Here is a 22957-nt window from a genome sequence, read left to right as displayed (position 1 = left end):
ATGATGTTCAATATTCTATATCCTTGTAGAAGTCTTAAAACCCAAACTACAATTGTTCCCACACTCCGTGGTTCTCTCAATTCGTTTAAGATCTGAATTTCTATGGCAGCATCGCCTCATGTGGACTTAGAGACTGATTGGGATCAGGTAATAGTGAGCTGCGATAATTACTAAACAGTAGAGCTATTGAAGAATTTAGAAGCCTATGCTATACAAAAATTAAGAATTTTCAATTTTATATTGTATATTGTATAATAAATGTATCAATTTTTAGCATAGGGGAGAAGGACTATCAAAAAGAGATACCAATCACTTAAAGACCATGTATATAATCATATTGCTGAAGAAATTCAGAATGGAACATTGCTTCCTAATCATAAGGTAAATGAAGTAGCACTAAGCGAGAAGTTAGAAGTAAGCAGAACCCCTGTAAGGGAAGCTTTGATACAATTAGCTTCAGAAAATTTACTTGAGTATTTTCCTCGAAAGGGATTTATCGTTAAAGAACTTGATACAAAGAAGAAGCTTGATGTTTTTCAAGTTGTTGGTGTGCTGGACGCCCTAGCAGCCTCATTATCTATAGCGCATATTACAGAGAGTGATATTGAACTAATGGAAGAGCTGGTTAAAAAAATTGACCTGTCAATTTCACAAAAAAATTATTCGGATTATCAGCAAATCCAAAATCAATTCCATAAAGTATATATTGATAAATGTAAAAACGATACATTAATAGACCTTCTTAATTCTTTACAAAACAGTTTTGTTAGACAAATCTATTTGAGCAAAGACGAAGAAAAACTTTTTGCCGTATTAGAACAAATGAATGAGCATCATAAAAAAATGATCACTTACTTTAAAAAAGAAGACAAAGAAAATTTAGAGCAACTTATTAAAAATGAGCATTGGAAAATAACACATATTGATATGATATAGGATAGATGGTTTTGGTACAAAAATGATTTACCTGAAGGAAAAGTCGTAACTTTCCTATCAACTTACAGATTTCCGTTTAATCCCAATTAATTTATGGATAAATTTCCTTTGTTTTTGGGCAGATTTGACCCTTTAATGAATCTGTCCTTTTTTGATAATGTGCAAAAGGGTTTAGATTGTTTAATTTTTAATTTATTACTTGCACTATAGAACCAATACCCTTTTTAGCAAAACAATTAAATTTTTCGGTTTATTGCCATTAGTATCTTTTCATACCCCACTTTTTATTTACAAATGTCCATACCGAATTTCCGGTTTTTCTTCTTCAACTACCTCAGTTTAATATGATTTTCTCACAAATACTCGCTTAATCTCAGGATTTCATCGCCCTTGAATTTATGTTCACTATTAAATGGAGTGTTTTCAGGACATGAAGATTTCCTTAAGGCATAGTGAAAAAAAACCTACGAACCTTATATTCAAGGAAGCAGGCTTTCTTTATATTAATTTTTTCTATAGCAAGTAACGTGGAACGCCTGTATCTTTCACTGTGTCATTTACACCGATTACGTTTGTTTCACGCTCTTTAAATCTTAAAACATCCACATCCATGTGCTCCCTTTTCAGTAAAACCCACTTAGTTCTATTCAACTGATTCGGACACTTTGGTTATTAAGTATTTATGTATGACACTCATTGGTTAACCTCATCAGCTCTGCTCTAACCCGTTCACCTAAACAATAGAAATGAGCGAGTCCTGTTTTGGCCACAGGTGCATGTAGATTGTACAAGAGCTCCCAGAAGAAAAATTGGAGGCATCAGCCACTCTTTCTTTTGATGCTAATGACGGAACAACCAAACGATTTACTTAAAGATATCCATTCCAGCTTTAAAAAATGAGTTTAATCCATTAGCCACTGATTGAACCGTATTCGCATTATTTAGTAGTGACCGTTTATTCTCCGCAGATGGATTCGCTTGTGCTTGTAGAAATGAGGCTTCCAGAGTTGACAACTTTTGTCTCAATTCATTGATTTGCCCTTGTACTGACTCCTTAGTAACAATTGCAATAGCGTCTCTGAAGTATTGTTTACCTTCTGGCTTTATCGTTGCTTTGCTTATCTTCCCAGTCGTACTCTTTTTGATATCTATGAGGTTTTTGTTCACAAGTATCACTAACTCGGCCCTTATCACTTCAAGACTTTTATTGTATTTTTCAGCAATTTTACTTACACACCTTTCTCTATTGCATTCCTCAAGGAAAAAGAGTATTTGCTTTTGTAGATCGTTCATATTTGTTTCTCCTTTTAACTTTCTTTCATTTGTGAGAATTATTAAGCTTCTTTCTGCCGGTTCTTTGAAGTTTGTATGCCATTAACCCCAAAAACACAGATATTGTTATTTAATGTAGTATTTTCTCTTAAAAAGTAGCTTTAATTTATCACAGGAACCACAGAATCTAATATAAAACTACAGAAACCAACAAATACTTTTTAAATATTCAAAAAAATAATACAAAAATTGGAATTATACAAAATCATATGATATGACGACATGGCCTTTATCGGATATACCCAGGATAAACAATTTTCTGGTACCCTTAGATTGTTCTTAAAGAATGGCGATCTGTAAGATTGATGAAACATTTTTTAAGTATAAAGCGATACGTGGGCTTATTCGTGCATCACGTGGGAGCTACCGAATACTAGATCGAATGCTATCCAGTATCAATAAAGAAGTCATCTATTTTATTCATTTATTAGTCTACAAAAAACTTACTCACTAACTATTCCTTCTTGAACACTCTTAATCTATCCATTTTGCCCGCGAGAAAAAGGTTGCCGCAGCATTAAGAACCAGATTAAATATGAAAGCAACTTGTTGCAGGGCCCAACATCTCCATCAAGCTAAAAACAGATTTGTTATCTCTGCAATGGACAAATTTTATTATAATATGAAATGAAGCCGGGGGGCGGTTACCTTAGTAACAGATAACCTTAAACGTTCGCTAAAGCATGAAGGATTCAATATGAAAATGCGTAGTTTGAAACTACATTCAATATCCCAAAACTGAGTTTGATAAGGGAAGTCATTTCGAAATCATACATATTCTAAAAAGATAACTATACGGCTTCTATGAGAATATTCAAACATGACCTGTAGGACTATCTGTAATAAATGTGCAACAGGAAACCTTGTTTAAGTATTAAACATACTTAATGAATACTTTTTCGCCATCATTTCCAAGAGTTTTACCCCGGCAACGCTGTTCCCCTTCTCATCCAGCGCTGCACCATAAATTCCAATTCCGCATTTTCCAGGGACAGCCCCCATGATTCCTCCTGACACGCCGCTTTTGGCCGGAATGCCAACATTAATGGCAAATTCACCTGAGGCATTATACATGCCGCAGGTAACCATGAATGTCTTGCAAATACGAGCAATGTCTCCGGGGATGATTTGCTTTCCCGTCAACTGATCTTTCCCATTCATGGCCAGCACACAGCCTATCCTCGCCAAATCCTGACTGTCCATTTCAATGGCACACTGCTTCGAATACAATTCGATTAAGTCCTCCACATCTTCGTTTATTACATTATGCTGCTTTAAAAAATAGCTTAACGACCGATTTAAGTCTGCTGTATTGTATTCTGAACTGGCAACTGCTTCATTAAAATCGATAATAGGATTTTGGGTCAACTCCCGGATAAAATATAAAATACGCTTAAACCTCTCATTTACATTGTCACCTGAAACCATGTGGGTCACAGTCAATGCTCCTGCATTGATCATCGGGTTTAACGGCTTGGATGGCTTGTTTGTCTCTAACTTGGCAATGGAATTAAAAGGATCACCGGTAGGTTCTTTTCCTACATAAGAAAAGACATAGTCCTCTCCTTTTTCCATTAATACCATAGCAAGTGTCAATACTTTTGAAATGCTTTGGAGGGTCATTTTGACACTTACATCCCCCGCACAATATCTTTTTCCGTCAGGATAGTAAATAGCCACAGATAAATCTCCAGGATTCGCCTTTTCAAGAGCCGGTATATAGTTTGCCACGTTTCCCTTAACGGTAATTTTTTTTGCCTCATCAACAAGTTGCTGCAATTCTACATTGGACCTGCATTGACATCCCATATTTTTCACAATTTACCCTCCCTTAAAGGCGAATTCTTGGTAGATAGTGGACTGATTATTTTACAACATCCCATTGTTATTTTTCACAAAACCAGGAAGCAGATAATAAACAGAAAGTAAAGTTAATATTAATAGGAGAAAAGAATAATCAGGATTTCACCCTATTTGCTGCCTGATTTCCTGAATGATGGTTTCCAGTGATGTCACGACGCCTTTTTCATCCTTATAACTAATATGCTTAGGTTGAAAATGAACCGGTGAATCCAAACCTGCTGCTGCTGAAATTCGAAATAGTCCTTTTCGAAGTGTCACGAGAAAGTTGACGACGCGGTATTTCTTTTCGTCAATTACGAGAGCCCTTTGCAATTCTGGGTCTGTTGTGGCTACCCCAACTGGACAGGCATTAGATTGACATTTCAATGTTTGGATACATCCTATGGCAATCATGAATCCACGAGCTATATTGACAAGATCAGCCCCCATCGCCAAAGCAATCGCAATCCGGTCAGGGGTGAACAGTTTACCTGAAGCAATAATTTTAACCCGGTCGCGTACCCCATATTTTTGAAGGGTGGAGACAACAATTGGCAGGGCTGATTTAATCGGCAAACCGACACTATCAATCAATTCTTGATAAGAAGCTCCTGTTCCGCCTTCCCCTCCATCCACAGTGATAAAGTCCGGACCTTTGCCGGTTTCCTTCATATATTTGGCTAATTCCTCTACGCTATCATTACTTCCTACAACCATCTTCATTCCAACAGGTTTACCCGTATGGCTGCGGATTCTTTCAATGAATTCACACATTGTCGGTACATCATTGAACTGATGAAAACGATTGGGGCTATCAATCGATTTGAATGGTTCCACTTTGCGAATTTCGGCAATTTCTGGAGTAACTTTTTCAGCATCGATATGTCCCCCGCGTGTTTTGGCACCTTGAGCGAGCTTAACCTCAAATGCTTTTATTTGAGGAATTTCACTTTTCCGCTTTAACTCGTCCCAATCCATTTCGCCATGCTTATCGCGCACTCCGAACATGGCTGGGCCAATCTGCATAATAATATCGACGCCACCCTTTAAATGATAAGAAGAGAGTCCGCCTTCCCCAGTATTCATCCATGTGCCTTTCGCTAAAGCCAATCCTTCTGATAAAGCTGTGATGGCATTATGTCCTAATGAACCATAGCTCATCGCCGACATCCCAATTAAACCTTTTAATCTAAATGGATGTTTTGTATTTGGGCCAATGATTACGGCATCATGGTCATGTAATAAGTAGGCAGACGATTCCTCATCCTCCCATTTTTCCTTTCGCTGCATAAGAAGCGGATCTCTCAATAAGATATATCTTTTAGTTATCACCTTTGTTTCTCTATCGAATTTTTCTTCTTCGGTTAATTTGGGGAACATAGCATTCCGAACAAAAAGGCCTTCTTCATCAAAATCACGTTTTGAACCAAACCCGATTACATCCCGCATATATTTTGAGCTTTTTACAATATGTTCATAATCATCTCTTGAAAATGGCTTCCCTTCAGTATCCTCGTTAAATAAATATTGCCGAAATTCCGGTCCGATTTTTTCTAAAAAATAGCGGACCCTCCCTAGTACTGGATAATTCCGTAGTATAGCGTGATGCTTCTGATTTCGGTCTAATATTAATAAATAGACTAGAAAAATGACAAGTGCTATTACAACAAGTGCAATAGTAATAAATGAAATGATAATTAAACGACTTGCGATATCCATTTTACCCCTCCTAGTAATGATTATATTGTATTTAATTTACTCTAACTTGAATCTCTTTATACAAGGGAGCGAATATTATTGAAAAGATTTTTAATACTCAATTACATAATTTCATGTAGGCAAAGCCAACATATAGGGAAGAAATCAATGGTCGAGGAGGGAATAGTATGAAGGCATCTGATTTGTTTATAAGATGTTTAGAGAATGAAGGTGTTCAGTATATTTTCGGGATACCTGGTGAGGAAAATACGGATCTTGTTGATTCTCTAATAAGCTCTGATATTAAATTTATCTTAGTCCACCATGAACAAGCTGCAGCATTTATGGCAGACATCTATGGGCGGCTAACTGGAAAGCCTGGCGTTTGTTTGAGTACATTGGGACCGGGTGCAACCAATTTATTAACAGGGATAGGAAGTGCTTATCTGGATTATTCCCCTGTTGTTGCGATTACTGGTCAGGCGGGGCTTGATCGAATTCATAAGGAGTCGCATCAATATGTGGACATTATTGGAGTTTTTAAGGAAGTAACGAAATGGAATCAACAAATTAAGGTGCCTCATACGATTCCGGAAATTATCCGTAAAGCATTTAAGACTGCAGTCATTGAAAAGCCGGGTGCTGTTCATATCGAGCTCCCGGAAGATGTGGCAATGATGGATACAGAAGGTGAGCCACTTCCGGTTACACCAATGCCTAGATCCAATCCAGCCGAAGGAGAAATCAAAAAAGCTGTAGAATTAATAAATCGCGCTAAAAAGCCTATTATTCTAGCTGGTAATGGCGTAATCCGCGATGGAGCTACGGAGTCCTTACGTAAATTTGCTGAAGAGAAACAAATTCCTGTTGTGAATTCGTTCATGGCCAAAGGAGTTTTACCTTCTAACCATCCGTTGACCCTTTTTACAGTAGGGATGCAAGCAAGGGATTATGTTCTATGCGGGTTTGATTTAGCCGATCTTATTATCACCGTCGGCTATGATTTCGTCGAATATTTGCCAAAGTATTGGAACGATGAGGCAATGAATCAGATTATTCATATTGATGCTCGACCGGCTGAGGTTGATGCTTATTACCCCGTTCAAGCTGAATTGGTCGGGAACGTAACAGAGTCACTTGAAGCCTTGACCACTGATGTAGTTAAAAAAGAGCTTTGGCCAGAAGTGAAAAGATTAAGGTCTCAAATTATTGAAAAATTTCATTCTTCAGATGATGTATCAGGAAGCCCTATCATCCCTCAGCGGATTATCGCTGATTTGAAAAAGGCGGAAAAGGGAAATGCCATTGTCATTTCTGATGTGGGTGCACATAAATTATGGATGGCCCGGATGTATCAACCGGAAAAGCCTAATCACACTATCATTTCTAATGGTTTTGCATCGATGGGGATTGCCATTCCCGGTGCGATTGCGGCAAAACTGGCAAAACCTGATAAACCTGTCATTGCGGTTACAGGGGATGGCGGATTTCTAATGAATGGGGTTGAATTGGCAACTGCAAAACGTCTGGGCCTTGCCTTCGTGATAGTCATTTTCCATGATTCAAAATACGGCCTAATTGAGTGGAAGCAATTGAATAAATTTGATCGTACGAATGCGATTGAATTTACCGACCCAGACTTTTTAAGCTTCGCAAAAAGTTTTGGTGTTAAAGGAGTGAAAGTAACCCATTCCGATGAATTGCTTCATGCATTAGAAGAAGCGATTTCGAGTCAGGAAATTGTCTTGATTGATGTGGATGTCGATTATTCGGAAAATGTAAAGCTCTCGAAAACACTGGGTGATTATATTTGTAAATTATAAAACATGTAGTATTGGAGGAATGTCAGATGAAGAAAAAGTGGCAATTGTGGATTGGTGGTAAATGGCGGGAAGCTAAATCGTATGAGCCGTTATTTAATCCCCATTCAAATGAAGAAATTGCACAAATCGGACAGGCTGAGCCTGCGGATGCCATTGAAGCAATAGTTGAGGCAAATGCAGCTTTTCAGAAATACCGATCCTACCCGGCGCATGCTCGAGCCGAAATTTTAGTGAAAGCTGCAGCAATTATGGAAGAACGCAGTGAAGAGCTTGCGAAAATCGTTTCTCTAGAGGCGGCGAAAACGATTCGAAATGCTCGTGAGGAAATGAATCGTACGGTTCAGACCTATCGTTTTGCTGCAGAAGCGGCAAAGAACAATTATGGGGAACAAATTCCGATGGATGCAGCAGTGGGTGGGGTAAACCGTTTTGGCTTCACAATTCGTACCCCGATTGGCGTCGTAACGGCAATTACCCCATTTAACTTTCCATTTAATCTTGTCGCCCATAAAGTTGGTCCAGCTATTGCGGCTGGTAATTCGATCGTGTTAAAACCTGCCGAACAAACCCCTTTGAGTGCACTGGTTCTTGCCGATATCTTTCAAGAAGCAGGGCTTCCGGAGGGAGTTTTGAACATCATTCCGGGTAAGGGAGATGTTTTAAGTGAAGCGTTGACAACCCATCCACATGTAAAAAAAGTGACTTTCACAGGCAGTGTAGAGGTCGGACACCTTATCCAGCAGCAGGCAGGCTTCCGTAAGCTTACCCTTGAACTCGGATCCAATTCGCCTTTCATCATTGATGAAGGAGTCGACATCGATAAAATTATTCAACGAAGTGTGATGGGTTCATTTACGAATAATGGGCAGGTGTGCATCTCGATCCAAAGAATTTATGTCCACAAATCACTATACCAACAATTTTTAGAACGATTCGTCAGTGCAACAAAACAGCTTGTCATCGGTTCCCCCCTGGAGGAAAATACAAATATTACAGCGGTTATTTCAAAAAAAGAATTGGAGCGGTTACAAAGTTGGATTGACGAGGCAGTACAGGAAGGAGCAAAAATCGAGTGCGGCGGTACAGTGGAAGGCAATGTACTAGTGCCTACCGTCTTAACCAATGTAAATCGTGACTCAAAGGTATTTCGTTTCGAAGTATTTGGTCCGATCGTCTGTATTTTCCCATTCGAAACGCTGGATGATGCCATCAAGGATGCAAACGATTCACGTTACGGATTGAACTCAGGAGTGATGACACCAAGTATAGAACGTGCTTTCTATGCGGCAGAACGCTTGGAAACAGGTGGAGTCGTCATCAATGATATCCCAACTTATCGGATTGATAATATGCCTTATGGCGGCTGGAAGGACAGCGGTGTTGGTCGAGAAGGCGTCAAATATGCGATGAATGAGATGATGGAACAGAAGTTTATTAGCTTTAAAATAAGGGACGAATGATAGCAAGACCCTTTAGTGCTTGTTTGTATCGGCACGAATCGCTCGACCGGAATTGCAAGCGGGCATTTGTTGGTACAACTTGATAAGTCAACTTTCTCCATTTTCACTGTATGGAACCTAAGAAAATTCAATTTAGCTATAGTTTAAAATGAACTACCTTATTTAGAAAACATAGGTCACAAAATGGTTAAGAATGGCATAACAAAACCACCTTTCAGATGAATACTTGATTAAGGTGGTTTTATATGCTTGGTAATAGGAAATTCATTGTCTTGACATGGGTTTGAAGGGTAACGACTTTTTTAATGATTGATGGTTTTACTAGCATGGTTTTAGCTAGTACTTTAGGTGTTGGCGTAACCTTTTCCGAAATGTTTCTCTACCAAGGTGAAATAATCTATCCAAATGTAATTAAAAAATACTTGTCAGAACCTTTACTTGCAGAACTAACCGCTACATGTGGAGCACCCAACTTTGTTATTGGTGAAAATATGTTAGGAATTAAGTAAATTCGTGTAGCTTTTAAGATTATTACCCAAATTCTAATTACCCAATCCTTCTTTGACCACCACTTCTTTGTGAAAACTTTCAATTTGAATATTCTAGCGAGGTCTTTACCTAAATATATTTAATACCCATTAATATGCTCGCGGTGAAATGGTTCAAATAGGTTAAATTTGTAAATTAAATTTCTATTATTCACATTGGGATTATTTGATTTGGATTCTCAAAAAATTGGATAAAACATCATCAAACTAACCTTCGCAGCATAGGACTTATGAGATCCATGGTGAATAGACCGTAATCAATGACAACCATTTTATTATTCTTAGTAAATCCGACATTATCTAAACGCAAATCTATTGGAATGATACCGTACCTCAGGAATTTCAATTCCAACTTGATCAGTTTCGTATATTCCATGATTGACACTTGCGTGTCCACCTTCTTCATGATAACCCAGCCCATCCCATACTCTTTAACCGGACATAGATACTTTTTGACTTCCTTCTTACAGTTATTATATATATAGGCCTCATTTGCATTGCTTATTAAGCCTACTTCTGATAATGCAATTTTTAATATATAGCCATTATTTAAATCATAGACAACTCGGTTTAAACCATACCCAATCATTTTATGCTTGATTTTTAGCGTTTTACTAGCAGTAAACACTATTTGTCTTGCGGTTTTATAAAATTGGTATGTCCACATTTGAGATATCCAAGACTCAATGGCTTTTATCTCTTGCTGGGACAGCATTTTACTTTTATTCGGCTGATGTATCCTTTCCTTACCATTGTTAATTGGCCACATTCCATATACGTCTCCTTTTTTAAAAAAATTTGTGACTAAAGAGATGGATTTCCAGGTAGATGAAAAAACAAGTACATAGAAGAATCAATAATAAACAAAAGATTTAGTTCTGGCTGTTTATATTGGAAACTCAAAGCAAAAATTAAATCCAGGAAGTAAAGACCTTTCTATTTGTTCGTTTCTAAGCCATTTTCATCATCCATTGATCCATTACCTAGCATGTCCTCAGTTTCTCAGGATTTTCCCTTGTAATATGATATGACTTTAATATAAAATCGCTTGTACTATAGCTGAGAAATCTCGCGAAAACACACCAAGGATGGAGAGATCAAGACAGAAAGACCATGGTACCCCAGATGAATAGCCACGGCTTTTTTCTTTTTTTTTCCACCAGATTATGTTGTGCCAGACCATCTTGACGTCAGATGCCCTGGAATCCGGATTCCTCCAAAAAAAAGCCTAAAATCGCTGACGGCACGGGAAGAATAGTTCCTGATCGGCAAGTTTACGCATAGATTAATAAAGCCGTTGCTCATGAAGACTTTTGCTTCCGCTAAGAAGATGGCCCGTTATGTCCCCTACTTATCTCAAAAAGCCCCTTGTTGGTTTTTCTCTCCTTTTTACATTGTTTTCGCTTTTGATAAAAAGATATAACGCCCCAGTAGTCTAATTAAAGAATAATGCCTTAATAAAAAGAGAAATAATTATATAGCAACATGAATGCAGTTAAATTTTCTATACAAACTATATCGATTTTCGGCAACAAGATGGGTGTTCTTCCTTCATTTGTGAAAAAAAGGTATATTATAGTTTATGACATCGATAGTTTAAGGAGTGATCAAATATTCGTAAAAGATGGACCATTTCAATAATTGCTGGATTATTGCTTATTTTTTCAAGTGTTATAGCCTTCAATTATTTCGGCAGCGATAATAAAACCGAAAAACGGAAAAATGCAGCAGCCAAGGAGTCCAAAATTCCTGAGGTACAGGAATATGGCGGGACCCATCTTGAAAGAGTCGGCGATAAGGTCCGCCAAAAAGATTGGGGAACACTCACATTACTAGAAACAAAGTATATAAATGAGTCATTTGAATTGGCTCCCATGGCCATCACAGTCAAGGATATCCGCATGATTCAATTTTCTTCACTCACAGATGAAGTAAAGGAGGAGCTCAAATCCTATACGGGATTGAGTTTTGAAGAAGCCTATTCGATATACTATAAAGAGAATTTAACCATGGAGGAAATCGATCAGCAGTCTGCCTGGTCTAAAACGGATATTGGCAAAGAGGTAACTTATCTTGAAATAACTTATTCTGTGGAAAATAAAGGGCCCAAGGAACTGCAGTTCTTCAGCATGGAACATGTTACTTTCAATGATGACCTTACATATAATGTGCCTTCTAAAAATTTCATCCACTCCGGGGATACATTTATGGGGACAAAAAAAGTAAGTCGATTAGATTACCAACCAGGAGAAACAAGAAAAGGCACAATTGGCTTATTAGTCGATTCCGAAGAAAAAATCGAAGGGCTCAAGTCCTTTTCATTCACTACCGACGATATAGCAGATGGTGAGTCTCACGAATTATTGGTGGATGGGACTTCATTTGATGTTCACCTATAAGGAAAGTAGTTTTATCGAGAGAACACGAATACTTGCAGCGGGATTGGGGGACGAATCATATTGGAGAAAGCAATAATTATCGGAGGAAGCATCGCAGGGAAACAGCTGCCAAGCCCTATCACATACTTTTCGAGAATTAATCATCTTGGAAGCAGGTGAAAGATGGACGGGAAAAGCCGCTAGGCAAAAGAGTGCCATAAAGCTACCATCCTCATGTTTTATTAAAAGGAGGAGAAGCAGCAATTGAGGAATTGTTTCCACACTTCTTTGATCAATTAATAGCGCCCCCCTCCACCTTTTTCAACCTAAAGTAAGGTTTGCTATTTTGACCAATCAGAAGAAAAAGAGTAAGAAGTCGACATCCTATGAAAAGCTAATCTACAAATATCGTGATCTCTTTCAATCATTAAATGTAAGCAATCGGGCGCTTTAAAGAGCGTCTTTTTGGGTTATGGCGCCTTTACAGCAACAACAGCAATTTCCACTATTTCGGGAAGTGATAAGAGGGCGTATTTTCTTCATTAAGATTCCAATACGAGGCGGCGGTGAGTTATTTAAAAATTACATTCCTTATGATATTTATAACGGTACTAACAAGGATTGAGCTTGTTCATTTCGACAGCAGTAAAGCCTAGTTTTGAATATTAAGATGGAGGTGACGCGTTATAGATCAAAATGATCATGTAAATAAAGAGATGACCAGCTCATTTAGAATTGGTCATCACTGTTAGCTTCCTTCTACTTTATGATTCCCGTTAATACACACACAGCCCTCGTTCCTGTGCTTTGGTTACTTTTCTAAAAATCGTTGGATACTTTTTATACATTGATATTCCTGCATTTTTTGAACCACGTTTTCCTGTATATTTCCATCATCCATTTTCACTTTATCAATCACCACATTCATAATTCAACATATAATACAACAAAGGAAAACCGGGGGTATCAACATGCAAGACAATCAACATGGATTGCAAATGAATGAGGTTGAAAAGTTTGATGAATGGGTAAAAAAGTTTTTTCTGGATCCGGAAACTTGTGCGTTGGATCATCAACTTTTTTCAATTGATATATACGAAAGTGACGATGAGTATATGGTGGAAGCGGTTTTGGAAAATCATGATGTGAAAGATATTAAAGTTTGTTTACGTGATAATGAGCTATCGATCATCGTTGATGATACTCATAAGCCATTACTTGAAAAAAAAGCGGATACAATACCCACACAGAGAAAAATCCCTTTCCCCTTTTCGATTTGCTCACGAAGAATTACCGCTGAATTCTCAAATCCAATATTGGTGATTCGCATCCATAAGTTTTCCCCCGGAAAAACAGCTGATGATATTAACATAGAGTAGTTCATTCCTAATAATTAAAAAGAATGGCATAGGGAGCCACATTCACTCCTTAGCCATTCTTTTTTTCTTGATTTATCCAGCAAAATAGAAGGACGTACGACTCCCTTTTTGTGTCGAGATGACTTGGAGCTGGGCATCTATTCTTTCTTTTAATTCTGGAACATGAGAAATTATCCCGACTAATCTCCCGGTGCTTTGTATATCCATTAACGCTTCAATCGCATGATCAAGAGATTCAGGGTCGAGGGTACCGAAACCTTCATCGATGAACATCGTTTCGAGTGAGATCCCGCCTGCATTCTGCTGGACAACATCCGCAAGGCCCAAAGCAAGTGCAAGAGATGCCTTAAAGCTCTCTCCTCCCGAAAGGGTTTTGACATGCCTCTCCTGTCCTGTATATTGGTCATACACGGATAACTCCAGACCACTCTGGATATTCCTGCGTGTAGGATCCAGCTTTCGCAGCAGCTGATATCTGCCGCTTGTCATTTTCAGTAATCTTGAATTGGCTTCTTTTAGGATATCATCCAAAAAGGCTGCCAATACATACCGTTCAAAAGTTATTTTGAAGGAGTTTTGACCTTTGGAAATCTCAGACAGATGACCGACGATACTGTACCTTTCATCCAGATTTTTCTGATCTTCCCTGATATGCGCCAATTTCCTTTCGATTTCTTCATTAGTCCGTTTTTCGGCATGTAATTCATTCTGATTTTGGCGTAGCGACTCCAATTCTGCATCTATGAAATCAAATGTCTTTTTCAATCCTTCAAGGTCCGGTTTGACTACATCTTTTAACTTCATTTCCAAATCATGAAACAGACTTAAAACACTTTGCCAATTTTGATTATACTGCATAACCTGGTCCTCTAAACTCCCAAGAGCCGCTTCCGACTTTTTGGCTGCTGTATATTCTTTATAATTGGAAAAGCCTTGATTGGTCATATCCGTAATTAACTTTTCCCGTTCCTCTTTCAATTCTTGATTTAATGCCTCTATATTTCCACTTAGGGATTCTTTTTTTGCATTGATTGCCGATTCTTTTTCTTTCACCATTTGAAGGTTTTTTTGTGCATCTTCCAAAGCAATTTGTAAGCGTTTTTGCGTTTTTACAGCCATTTGGCAGGCTGCATTATATTCTTCCTCTGTCCGTATACCGTCTGGCAGGGAATCGGTTAAACCTGTCAGTTTTGTAGAGTTTTCAATATACCTGGTTTTCCCTTGGTCCTCTTTAATTTCTAAAGAAGCAAGATTCTCCTTTAACTGGGATGCTTTCGCTTTTAATTCCAGCAACCTGCTTTCAAGATCATTAAATAATGACTTTTTTCGTACCAATTCTTTTAACTGCTCTTGCAGCACTTTTCCTTTTTGTATAAACTGTTTCAAATGATCATCAATGTCTTCAAACCTAAACTCCGGCATGTCATTTTGTAAGTCCATCATCTTTTCCTTTGAAGACTCGGCCAGTGCATCATACTTTGATTTTGCTTGGTAATATTCACTTTCGGCTTGGCTTTTTTGTTGTTCTGCAGTTTTCAGCCTGTTTTCTTGCTCTTTCAGTTCCATATCCGTTGGCATATCCTCATGCATTTGCGCTGGTTTTGGATGACTTAGCGAACCGCACACAGGACAATTTTCCCCTGAGTGCAGCATGGACGCAAGCATACCCGCTTGGCCTGATCGCCAGTTTTGATTCAGGGCTTCCAGTTTTTCCTTTTCCTGAATCTGAATTCTTTGAATCTCTTTGAACCGAATATTCTTTTCTTCCAGAACCCGCTTCGTATTCTGAACTTCGGAAAGAACTTCTTGAAGCTTTTTTATTTTCATTAACGATTGATCATTTCTTTCCGCTTCGATTTCCTTTTCACGATGAAGAGCCGCCGCTTTTTCCGCTTCTGTTTTTTCATGAGTGACTCTCTCTGCTTCCTCTTCGATTGCCAGATGTTCCGAAACATTTTTTTCTCGAAGTCCTTTACTAGTTCGCCACTCTTTTTCATCTAACGTAACTTGTGCTTTTAAGCTTGCAAAAGTCATGACAGCCTCTTTTACCTGCTCAAGCTGATGAACATTCCGTACGGCCTGCTCCCTCTGGTTTTCCTTCAACATTTCCTGTTCATAGGAATCCTGCTTCTCAATGCGTTCAGCCTGTAATTTCTCGGCCTGTACACTTAACTTTTGAAGTTCAGCATTCGCATCTTGGACTTGTTTGCCAATTCGCAAATAATATTGTTCTTGCTTTTCAAGCGTAGCCGCTTTATGTGCCATTTTAATTTGGTCTTTCACGAGTTCCATTTCAGGCTGCTTTGCTTCAAGGTTCTCCTTTTCTTTTCGAAGTTTTTCTTTTTCCGAAAATCTATTGATTAAATCAGCCGCTTTTGAAAGCTCTTGATTTACTTGATCACGAGCTTTTTGCTTTTCCTGTATTTGTTTATTTACATCCTCTTTTTTTTCTGCCGCTGCCAAAATGACTTCCTGTAACAGTGGTAAGATCAGCTGTTCGTTAGGCACTTCCGCTTCCAATTGTGCCTGCAATTCTACATGATTACCAGGCTGGATGCCTTTCATTAATTCAATTCTCCTCTGAGCGCTTTTTTCACTTTGCTTTCTAAGGATGGAAGCCTCTTCTTTTAATTTTTCTTCGATTCGTTTATAAAGTTCAGTATGAAATAATTTTTGGAGAATCTGTTCTTTATCTTTGCTGTCGGAAGTTAACAGTTTTCGGAATTCATTTTGTGGAATCATCAGGATTTGCCGGAATTGATTGGCATCAAGTCCAATGAGTAATTTGATTTTTTCCTCAACCTCACGCACATTCGCACCAAGCAATTTTTTTCCTTCAGCCAATATCTCATATAATTCAGCCTTTGCTCCAACCGTTGTCGTTCCTTCTCCTGCTTTTTTCTTTCGTTCCTGCTGCGGTGACCGGGTCACCCAATATGTTTTCCCACGCAGGGTAAATTGCAGCGAGACTTCCGTCATCACATCATCTTCGGCAAACTGACTTCGTAAATCTTGCCCGCTTCGGTCTTCACCACTGGCTTTTCCATAAATCGCAAAACTGATCCCATCAAATATCGTTGTTTTCCCTGCGCCTGTCTTTCCCGAGATGACAAACATGGTCCGTTCTCCAAGGGAATTAAAATCGATGGTTTCCCTCCCTGCATATGGTCCGAATGCCTGCATCGTTAAAATATGGGGTCTCATTTCAAAGCCTCCTCTTTCTTCACGGCTTCAATTACCGAAACCATCAAATCTTGCTTTTGAGAATCAAAGTCCCGATCTGTCATTTCTTGATAAAACGTTTCGAACAGGTCCAATTCTGATTTCCGTTCATCTTTTACAGAAGAGAAGGATTTTTTTCTTCTAAGGTCGGTCAAATCCCATTTTCGTTCCAGATGTAGTACATTCGGGTAAATCTGGCGCAAACGATTAATCGGATCGATGAGTGACCCCTCGTCATTTAATGTTATTTTCAAGTAGTCATCCTTTTTTTGCAATTGATAAAAAGCGGGATCTAGTAACTCTTCCATCGTTCCGGATATTTCCCTCATATCCAGCTTGGGCGCCAAAGATCGATAGCGTATATCGAAGCTACCATCTTCTTGCATATCGACAATGGAAAGCGACTTATTTTGCTTGGCCTCAGAAAAAGAGTATTTTAATAGTGATCCAGAGTAAAACACCTTAGGATGACGTATCGCGTCAGGACTATGTAAATGTCCAAGTGCCGTATAATCGAACGCATCGAATAAGTCTGATGAAACACATCCGGAACCACCTACTGACAAAACTCGCTCTGAATCGCTCGTTTTTCCGCCTAATACAAAAGCATGTCCTACGAAGACATTCGGTTCATCCTTATTGAAAGTCTCTGCAATCATTCCGGTTATCCGCTTCATCGCTTCTTGATGGGAATGGATACTTTCATCTTCAAAAAGATGGCGAACCGTTCCAGGTTCTGCATATGGAACACAATAAAAATTCACTCCCTTAATGCGAACCGGCTCAAATATTTTTGTCAATTTCCCATGAATGTATAACTGACTATGACGATACCATGATGAACCGAATGCAAGCCTTTCCGCAGAATCATGGTTTCCCGATATTGCAACGATTGGTGTATTCATTTTCACATTAATCGTATAAAGGATTTCATCAAGAAGCTCCACAGCTTCAGTCGGTGGAACCGAACGATCATAAAGATCACCGGCAATCACAACCGCATCAGGTTTTTCTTCTTCAACAATTTCTATGAATTGCAAAAGGGCATGCCTTTGGTCATCTGTCATATGTACCCCGTGTACGATTTTCCCTAAATGCCAATCAGCCGTATGGATAAATTTCATAGTTTCACTCCGTCCTCACTTTTACTTACTATTATTATATCAAAAATTTAAAGAATAGCATGGCTTGGGTACAAACGTTCTAATTATTACCACACTGTCCCATTCTTTTCAATTATTCAGAATAAAAAAAGGCAAACTCAAAAGAGTCTGCCCTTTTCATCATTAGCTGAATAAGTGTTCATATGGACCCATATTCACTTTTCTTTCAGCTAATTTTTTTTGTAAAAATTTATGGTCACGTTTTGGTGTGGCAATGATATAGCCGCGTATCACTAGATCTTCCGTAATATCGCCCGCTTTTTCCTTTAACGCCAACTCTCCGATTTTCCCCGCAATTTTATGGCGTGCAACATCACGAAAAAGTTCCGGTACAGGGCTCACTAAATCTTCGAGTAATTCCTTTTGTTGATTTGACCATAAGTGCTTTGTTTGGTCCAAATAGTATTCTTCCCAATCCATATCGGATTTCCCGTCTTCTTTGGGGAATCTTTTCAGGAACTTTCGAAACATGAAAAAGCCACCTATGCTCATCAAAATAATTAAAAGGGCTACCCAAAATAGAATAAACCATAAAAACCATCCACTAAGCAAAGTACCACCTCATATGTATAGAATGATCGTTACTATTATTATAGACAGTAACCCATATCTTTACAAGACTGGCAATGTAATCATTCCGGATCGTTCACTTCCAGCAAGACCAGTGAAAAATCCCCTACGGCATTTTCTTCATAAAGATTCGTGACCGAAGTCGCATAGTTAAAGATCTCTGCTCGAAATTCCTCGTTTGACTGAGGAATCTTTAAATCAAATACCATTTGATAAAGCAGTGTTGTAATATCATGATATTCACTATTTGTAACCTTGAAATTAAAACTGGCTTTTCTGATTTCTCTACCTTCAGAATCCTTTACATTTTCAGTAAGAAAATCAGTAACATGCAGTGGAACATCATTTAAAATGACCTCATCTACCATTTTATCAACATCTCCTTTAAATGTGGTTAAAGCCATGTTATCACTAGGGTTCTTCCTGCGCCAATGATTCAGCCTTGAAAAGCTCAAAAAACCTGAGTCATTATGATATCGACTCAGGTTTCCTGGATTATCCCTTTGATCCTATTTTACATGTATCACACCATATTACTTCCACTTAAACTGGCAGCTTTGACTTTTTTGTATTGATATAGCATGGCAATTCTCCATGGAACGATCATAGCAAATGCAAGTAAGAAAAACATACCACTCAAGACGCCGACTTCAATCGTGCTTCCCAGCATCAGTTTCGCCACCAGCCGTATCACCATGAGACCAATCAATATGAATATAAACGCTTTAGAGCGCAGGATATAAATTTTTTCATCTCTAACTTCGAATTTGGATGTTTTAATTAATAGGATGGAAAACAACATCCCTGCAACAAGAGCCTCCAATAATTCGTATCGAGTGACCCGGAACATTGGAAAAATAAACATCAAAACACCCGTACTCATAAACAGCGGCGGTAAGATGATTTTCTTTTCGTTCACTGGTTTTTTCGTTTCCTTCATCCGTAACATGAAAACACCCATAGCCATCACAATCGCTATACCTGTTGATAAATATATCATCAAACCATCCCTTTTAATTAAAAATAGGTAAGTACCATTAAAAATTATATATGACTTCAATGAATAAACAAAGTATATATTACCTATTTGAGATAAACAAGGAGCGTGTTTTTAATTTAGCGACCTATTGATGGCATTTAATACCCTGCTCTCGACAAAAGGCTTGACGATAAAAGTCTTTCGCCCAAGCTTCAACACCATTTTTCTGCTGACCCATCGAGAATATAATTATATCCTTTGCAGCCCAAATTTTCTTCTTAATTTCTTCATGATTGGCATGGTAATATCCATCGTCACCAGGTCGAATCAAATTTCGAACAGCACAATAAAACCTAATCAAGGAAACTCCCATTAGAATAATTTTGAAAAAATAACTTATTATGGACTAAAACCCCGTAAAGCCACCGAATAGTCTAGACAGGACTGCTATTATTTTGGTCATCCAATTAAAAAACAAAATCACACCCATTACAATCATTAAATATCCGCCAATCTTCATGATGTATTGGCTGTACTTTTTGATCCATTTCAATTTTCCGACAAAGAAGGATAATATGAAAAACGGGATGGCAAAGCCTAATATATAGGCAGTCATATAACTCATGGCAGCGCTAGAATTAGTCGCACCCAAAGAGATGACAGCACCCAATAGTGGGCCAGCACAAGGCGTCCATCCAGCCGCAAAAGCAAGTCCGATAAGAATCGAACCTATATATCCGCTAGGTCGGTTTTTAAATTCAAAACGACTATCCTTCATCAAGGATTTCGGCTGAAAGATTCCTACAATGAATAATCCAAAAATAATAATCAGGATCGCACCAATCTGACGAATCAATTCTTTGTAATCCGAGAAAGCAGAACCTAAAAAGGTCGTACTAAAACCAATTGCAATAAAAACTAGAGAAAATCCAAGAAGGAAGAATAAAGTATGCAGCATACTTCTACTTTGGAGCATGGCGTTCTCGGATTTGATTTCACCAACACTCATACCAGTGATATAAGATAAAAAGGCTGGATAGAGCGGTAAGCAGCATGGCGAAATAAAACTCAAGAAGCCCGCCCCAAAAGCTAAAAACATATTAATATCATTCAAATGAGCTCACTCCTATGTATGTCAACCTATAAACATTGTAACAAATAAGATAAAAAAATACATTTATGGAACTGTGAATATTTAATGACAACTAAATGCCAAACATTTAAAGGAGAAGGAGGCCACAGCTTAATTTTCATTAAGTTAACTTATTTGAATTCATTAGTCCGAGCCGATATAATTGTTATATTCATACAAATTTTACAACAGAACACATAAATAAAGGGTACCATGAAAAAATGTTGGGGCCAGAAAGGAAATATAATGGCTAAAAAGAATGAATTTCTCGAACAGATTGAATTAAAGAGAAATGAACTTATCAAGATTGTCGCTAAAGATGGTTTAAACTCCCATGTTGCCGTTGAATATAGCCAGCAACTTGATCAATTATTAAATAAATATAATGAACTTTTTTATAAAACTGGTACAGGTTTTTAATCCCGTTCATCTCCCATTGATAACCACCCATGTTATTATATGATTTATTTTAACGGTCAATCTCTCCTTTTTCGATTCTTTCTCCATTCGAATACATAAGAATAACCTTTTCTTTCTATATAAAAAACAGGCAAACGCTACGGGCGCACTGCCTGTTTTTCATTAAAAGGATGCACATTTCAACATTAACATCTTGTGTCGGTTCATAGTTTGTCACAACAAGAACAATAGGAAATCCAGCTAAGATGGAATTACTGACATTGATTATCAGGTAATATTGGATCCATCTAAGGTATCCTATATGAATTTATTTAATAAATGGCGTTTTAAAGCCTCATATACGCCGATGAAAGGGAAAACTTAAATTGAATACCATCAATAAAAGGGACACAATCAAATTGCAAATGTTCATTATTTAAATATCTTTAAGTAACAAACAGTTTTAAACCTTTTCATCCTCCGCCTACAATCAACAATATTAAACAGGCTCCTATTCTTGGCCGGCGCCTTAATAAATAAAATTGAACTCCATATACTATGTCCTATATACATGTACAGGAGGGCATTCGTTTGAAGACTTTAATTATGGCTTTATCAGTTTTCATCCTTTTTTCATCATTTGACACTCCAATTATTCATGCCATTACTTCAAGTCGAGAGGTATATGAAAAAACAGGTAATGTTATTTGGGAGGGCAATACGAAAGAAAAAATCGTAGCCATAACTTTCGACGACGGGCCACATCCTTCGTATACACCTCAAATCCTCGATATATTGGCTAAATATAACGCCAAAGCTACCTTTTTTGTTTCTGGTAATAAAGTGAAAAGTAACCCTGGCATTTTAATGAGAGAAATAAAAGAAGGTCATGAAATTGCCAATCACACCTATCATCATTATTTTGATAAAAATATGACCGCTGATTTATTATCTTCTGAATTAGATAAAACAGCTAAAGTGATTTGGGATATTGCCAAATACAAACCTATGCTATATCGTCCTGTAGGTGGACTTTATAACGATATAATCATCAATACAGCTGTAAAAAAAGGATATATGGTTGTACTGTGGTCCTGGCATCAGGATCCCCAAGACTGGAAAAGACCTGCTCCAAATAAAATTTCCAATCATATCATTAAGTCGTTACGAGCTGGCGATATCATTCTCCTGCACGATTGGAGCGACCGTCCCCAAACGGTGGAGGCGTTAGAATCGACATTGGATTATTTATATAAAAACGGCTATGAATGTGTTACGGTGTCTGATTTATTGTTTCGCTCCAAGGTGAGTTCACCCGATTTTTTCAGAACCTTTCCTGTTGAATGAGCCATAAGAGTTAAATTTATGTTTGACAAATCACTCAAAAAATATTATCTTTAATTAAAGATAATTTAATTAGAGATAATATTTGCGATATTTTTTTAAAAATAAATCTCGAATTAAATATATCTAAATTCAATATAAATTCCAGGAGGAATCATAAATGATTGGTATAGGTTTATTAGTTATACGTTTAGCAATCGGATTATCGTTTGTTGGTCATGGGGCTCAAAAATTGTTTGGATGGTTTGGCGGTCATGGCTTGAAAGGCACTGGAGGCTGGTTTGACTCGATTGGGATGAAGCCAGGAGTTACCATGGCCCTATTCGCTGGTCTATCAGAGCTTATTGGCGGAGCCTTATTTGCTTTAGGTTTCCTTACACCCTTTGCAGGTATATTAATTGCGCTTACAATGCTCGTTGCGATCGTTAAAGTCCACGGAGCAAATGGCTACTGGGCAACTCAAAATGGGTATGAATATAATCTTGCCATTCTTGCAGTGGCGATTGGCGTTGCGATAACCGGAGCTGGACCATACTCACTTGATACCTTTCTATTTTAAGATGAAAAATTAATCATTACGAAAACATGGAGTGGATTCGCCCCACTCCGTGTTTTTTTCATCCCGGCATCCTCTTTGCAGGGGAAGTGGATGTCAACAAAAAGAAGACCTGATCATGAACTGCACCCCAATTGTTAGACACTATCTAACAATTGGAGGTGCTATTTTTTATGACAAAATATTCATTAGAGTT

At 38.0% G+C, this 22957-nt stretch carries 19 protein-coding genes and 1 pseudogene; 10 read left to right on the top strand and 10 right to left on the bottom strand.

Going from position 1 to position 22957, the window contains the following annotated elements:
* The first annotated feature begins 291 nt into the window (after positions 1-291).
* Positions 292-936, top strand: coding sequence for a GntR family transcriptional regulator (locus tag ACFX4X_RS17680; protein WP_377385086.1), 645 nt, complete (start codon positions 292-294; stop codon positions 934-936).
* An 864-nt stretch (positions 937-1800) separates the two neighbouring features.
* On the opposite strand, the gene ACFX4X_RS17675 is transcribed toward ACFX4X_RS17680, so the two are convergent.
* The 3 genes from ACFX4X_RS17675 to ACFX4X_RS17665 form a co-directional block, all read right to left on the bottom strand.
* Entirely contained in the window at positions 1801-2229 is a 429-nt protein-coding gene (locus ACFX4X_RS17675) for a hypothetical protein (protein ID WP_377385050.1), read from the bottom strand.
* A gap of 906 nt (positions 2230-3135) precedes the next feature.
* Positions 3136-4077, bottom strand: coding sequence for a glutaminase A (glsA, locus tag ACFX4X_RS17670; protein WP_377385084.1), 942 nt, complete (start codon positions 4075-4077; stop codon positions 3136-3138).
* A gap of 156 nt (positions 4078-4233) precedes the next feature.
* On the bottom strand, positions 4234-5829 hold the full coding sequence (locus tag ACFX4X_RS17665; RefSeq protein ID WP_089363253.1) for an FMN-binding glutamate synthase family protein: 1596 nt from the start codon (positions 5827-5829) through the stop codon (positions 4234-4236).
* 167 nt (positions 5830-5996) lie between these two features.
* Here ACFX4X_RS17665 and ACFX4X_RS17660 point away from each other — a divergent pair, with 167 nt between their 5' ends.
* From ACFX4X_RS17660 to ACFX4X_RS17650, 3 genes are all read left to right on the top strand, one after another.
* A complete protein-coding gene (locus ACFX4X_RS17660) occupies positions 5997-7631 on the top strand; it encodes an acetolactate synthase large subunit (RefSeq protein WP_284471077.1) in 1635 nt (544 codons plus the stop codon).
* Between the two features lie 26 nt (positions 7632-7657).
* Positions 7658-9091: an aldehyde dehydrogenase family protein gene (locus ACFX4X_RS17655; protein ID WP_377385048.1), complete on the top strand. Its 1434-nt coding sequence runs from the start codon at positions 7658-7660 to the stop codon at positions 9089-9091.
* Between the two features lie 305 nt (positions 9092-9396).
* Entirely contained in the window at positions 9397-9600 is a 204-nt protein-coding gene (locus tag ACFX4X_RS17650; RefSeq protein ID WP_284471079.1) for a DUF554 family protein, read from the top strand.
* Between the two features lie 241 nt (positions 9601-9841).
* Here ACFX4X_RS17650 and ACFX4X_RS17645 read toward each other — a convergent pair whose 3' ends face one another.
* On the bottom strand, positions 9842-10408 hold the full coding sequence (locus ACFX4X_RS17645) for a hypothetical protein (RefSeq protein WP_377385046.1): 567 nt from the start codon (positions 10406-10408) through the stop codon (positions 9842-9844).
* A gap of 883 nt (positions 10409-11291) precedes the next feature.
* Between ACFX4X_RS17645 and ACFX4X_RS17640 the strand changes: the two genes are divergently transcribed.
* The 3 genes and pseudogenes from ACFX4X_RS17640 (at position 11292) to ACFX4X_RS17630 (ending at position 13396) form a co-directional block, all read left to right on the top strand.
* The gene (locus ACFX4X_RS17640; protein ID WP_377385044.1) at positions 11292-12038 is read left to right on the top strand and encodes a hypothetical protein; all 747 of its coding nucleotides are present in this window, start codon (positions 11292-11294) and stop codon (positions 12036-12038) included.
* A gap of 57 nt (positions 12039-12095) precedes the next feature.
* Positions 12096-12343: pseudogene (locus tag ACFX4X_RS17635) on the top strand (glutamate synthase); the annotation flags it as partial.
* A gap of 645 nt (positions 12344-12988) precedes the next feature.
* Positions 12989-13396, top strand: coding sequence for an Hsp20/alpha crystallin family protein (locus ACFX4X_RS17630; protein WP_061462741.1), 408 nt, complete (start codon positions 12989-12991; stop codon positions 13394-13396).
* 72 nt (positions 13397-13468) lie between these two features.
* Here the strand turns inward: ACFX4X_RS17630 and ACFX4X_RS17625 are convergent, their stop codons facing one another.
* The 6 genes from ACFX4X_RS17625 to ACFX4X_RS17600 form a co-directional block, all read right to left on the bottom strand.
* A complete protein-coding gene (locus ACFX4X_RS17625; RefSeq protein WP_377385042.1) occupies positions 13469-16600 on the bottom strand; it encodes an AAA family ATPase in 3132 nt (1043 codons plus the stop codon).
* Positions 16597-17742, bottom strand: coding sequence for an exonuclease SbcCD subunit D (locus tag ACFX4X_RS17620; RefSeq protein ID WP_377385040.1), 1146 nt, complete (start codon positions 17740-17742; stop codon positions 16597-16599). Before ACFX4X_RS17620 ends, ACFX4X_RS17625 begins: the two co-directional genes overlap by 4 nt.
* A gap of 162 nt (positions 17743-17904) precedes the next feature.
* Positions 17905-18333 (bottom strand): DUF2621 domain-containing protein, encoded by a 429-nt coding sequence (locus ACFX4X_RS17615; RefSeq protein ID WP_089363245.1) that lies wholly within the window; start codon positions 18331-18333, stop codon positions 17905-17907.
* An 80-nt stretch (positions 18334-18413) separates the two neighbouring features.
* Entirely contained in the window at positions 18414-18719 is a 306-nt protein-coding gene (locus ACFX4X_RS17610) for a DUF3219 family protein (RefSeq protein ID WP_377385038.1), read from the bottom strand.
* Between the two features lie 155 nt (positions 18720-18874).
* On the bottom strand, positions 18875-19351 hold the full coding sequence (locus ACFX4X_RS17605) for a CcdC family protein (protein ID WP_377385037.1): 477 nt from the start codon (positions 19349-19351) through the stop codon (positions 18875-18877).
* Between the two features lie 385 nt (positions 19352-19736).
* Positions 19737-20444 carry a cytochrome c biogenesis protein CcdA gene (locus ACFX4X_RS17600; RefSeq protein ID WP_284471086.1) on the bottom strand — a complete coding sequence of 236 codons (708 nt, stop codon included), beginning with the start codon at positions 20442-20444 and terminating at the stop codon, positions 19737-19739.
* 264 nt (positions 20445-20708) lie between these two features.
* Here ACFX4X_RS17600 and ACFX4X_RS17595 point away from each other — a divergent pair, with 264 nt between their 5' ends.
* The 3 genes from ACFX4X_RS17595 (at position 20709) to ACFX4X_RS17585 (ending at position 22764) form a co-directional block, all read left to right on the top strand.
* Positions 20709-20882 carry an aspartyl-phosphate phosphatase Spo0E family protein gene (locus ACFX4X_RS17595; protein ID WP_076368851.1) on the top strand — a complete coding sequence of 58 codons (174 nt, stop codon included), beginning with the start codon at positions 20709-20711 and terminating at the stop codon, positions 20880-20882.
* A 585-nt stretch (positions 20883-21467) separates the two neighbouring features.
* Entirely contained in the window at positions 21468-22208 is a 741-nt protein-coding gene (locus tag ACFX4X_RS17590; RefSeq protein ID WP_377385082.1) for a polysaccharide deacetylase family protein, read from the top strand.
* Positions 22209-22365: 157 nt separating this feature from the next.
* Positions 22366-22764: a DoxX family protein gene (locus ACFX4X_RS17585; RefSeq protein ID WP_377385034.1), complete on the top strand. Its 399-nt coding sequence runs from the start codon at positions 22366-22368 to the stop codon at positions 22762-22764.
* Positions 22765-22957 lie beyond the last annotated feature (193 nt).

This window comes from Peribacillus sp. YIM B13481 (genome assembly GCF_042787985.1).
GTDB classification, from domain to species: domain Bacteria; phylum Bacillota; class Bacilli; order Bacillales; family DSM-1321; genus Peribacillus; species Peribacillus simplex_A.
This window is presented reverse-complemented; position numbering and strand designations above follow the sequence as displayed.

Coding starts and splice junctions, on each gene's coding strand:
- ACFX4X_RS17595 (WP_076368851.1), top strand. CDS start 20,709: ATGGCTAAAAAGAATGAATTTCTCGAACAGATTGAATTAAAGAGAAAT.
- glsA (WP_377385084.1), bottom strand. CDS start 4,077: ATGGGATGTCAATGCAGGTCCAATGTAGAATTGCAGCAACTTGTTGAT.
- ACFX4X_RS17660 (WP_284471077.1), top strand. CDS start 5,997: ATGAAGGCATCTGATTTGTTTATAAGATGTTTAGAGAATGAAGGTGTT.
- ACFX4X_RS17675 (WP_377385050.1), bottom strand. CDS start 2,229: ATGAACGATCTACAAAAGCAAATACTCTTTTTCCTTGAGGAATGCAAT.
- ACFX4X_RS17620 (WP_377385040.1), bottom strand. CDS start 17,742: ATGAAATTTATCCATACGGCTGATTGGCATTTAGGGAAAATCGTACAC.
- ACFX4X_RS17625 (WP_377385042.1), bottom strand. CDS start 16,600: ATGAGACCCCATATTTTAACGATGCAGGCATTCGGACCATATGCAGGG.
- ACFX4X_RS17645 (WP_377385046.1), bottom strand. CDS start 10,408: ATGTGGCCAATTAACAATGGTAAGGAAAGGATACATCAGCCGAATAAA.
- ACFX4X_RS17590 (WP_377385082.1), top strand. CDS start 21,468: ATGGCTTTATCAGTTTTCATCCTTTTTTCATCATTTGACACTCCAATT.
- ACFX4X_RS17630 (WP_061462741.1), top strand. CDS start 12,989: ATGCAAGACAATCAACATGGATTGCAAATGAATGAGGTTGAAAAGTTT.
- ACFX4X_RS17605 (WP_377385037.1), bottom strand. CDS start 19,351: ATGATATATTTATCAACAGGTATAGCGATTGTGATGGCTATGGGTGTT.
- ACFX4X_RS17610 (WP_377385038.1), bottom strand. CDS start 18,719: ATGGTAGATGAGGTCATTTTAAATGATGTTCCACTGCATGTTACTGAT.
- ACFX4X_RS17650 (WP_284471079.1), top strand. CDS start 9,397: ATGATTGATGGTTTTACTAGCATGGTTTTAGCTAGTACTTTAGGTGTT.
- ACFX4X_RS17655 (WP_377385048.1), top strand. CDS start 7,658: ATGAAGAAAAAGTGGCAATTGTGGATTGGTGGTAAATGGCGGGAAGCT.
- ACFX4X_RS17665 (WP_089363253.1), bottom strand. CDS start 5,829: ATGGATATCGCAAGTCGTTTAATTATCATTTCATTTATTACTATTGCA.
- ACFX4X_RS17585 (WP_377385034.1), top strand. CDS start 22,366: ATGATTGGTATAGGTTTATTAGTTATACGTTTAGCAATCGGATTATCG.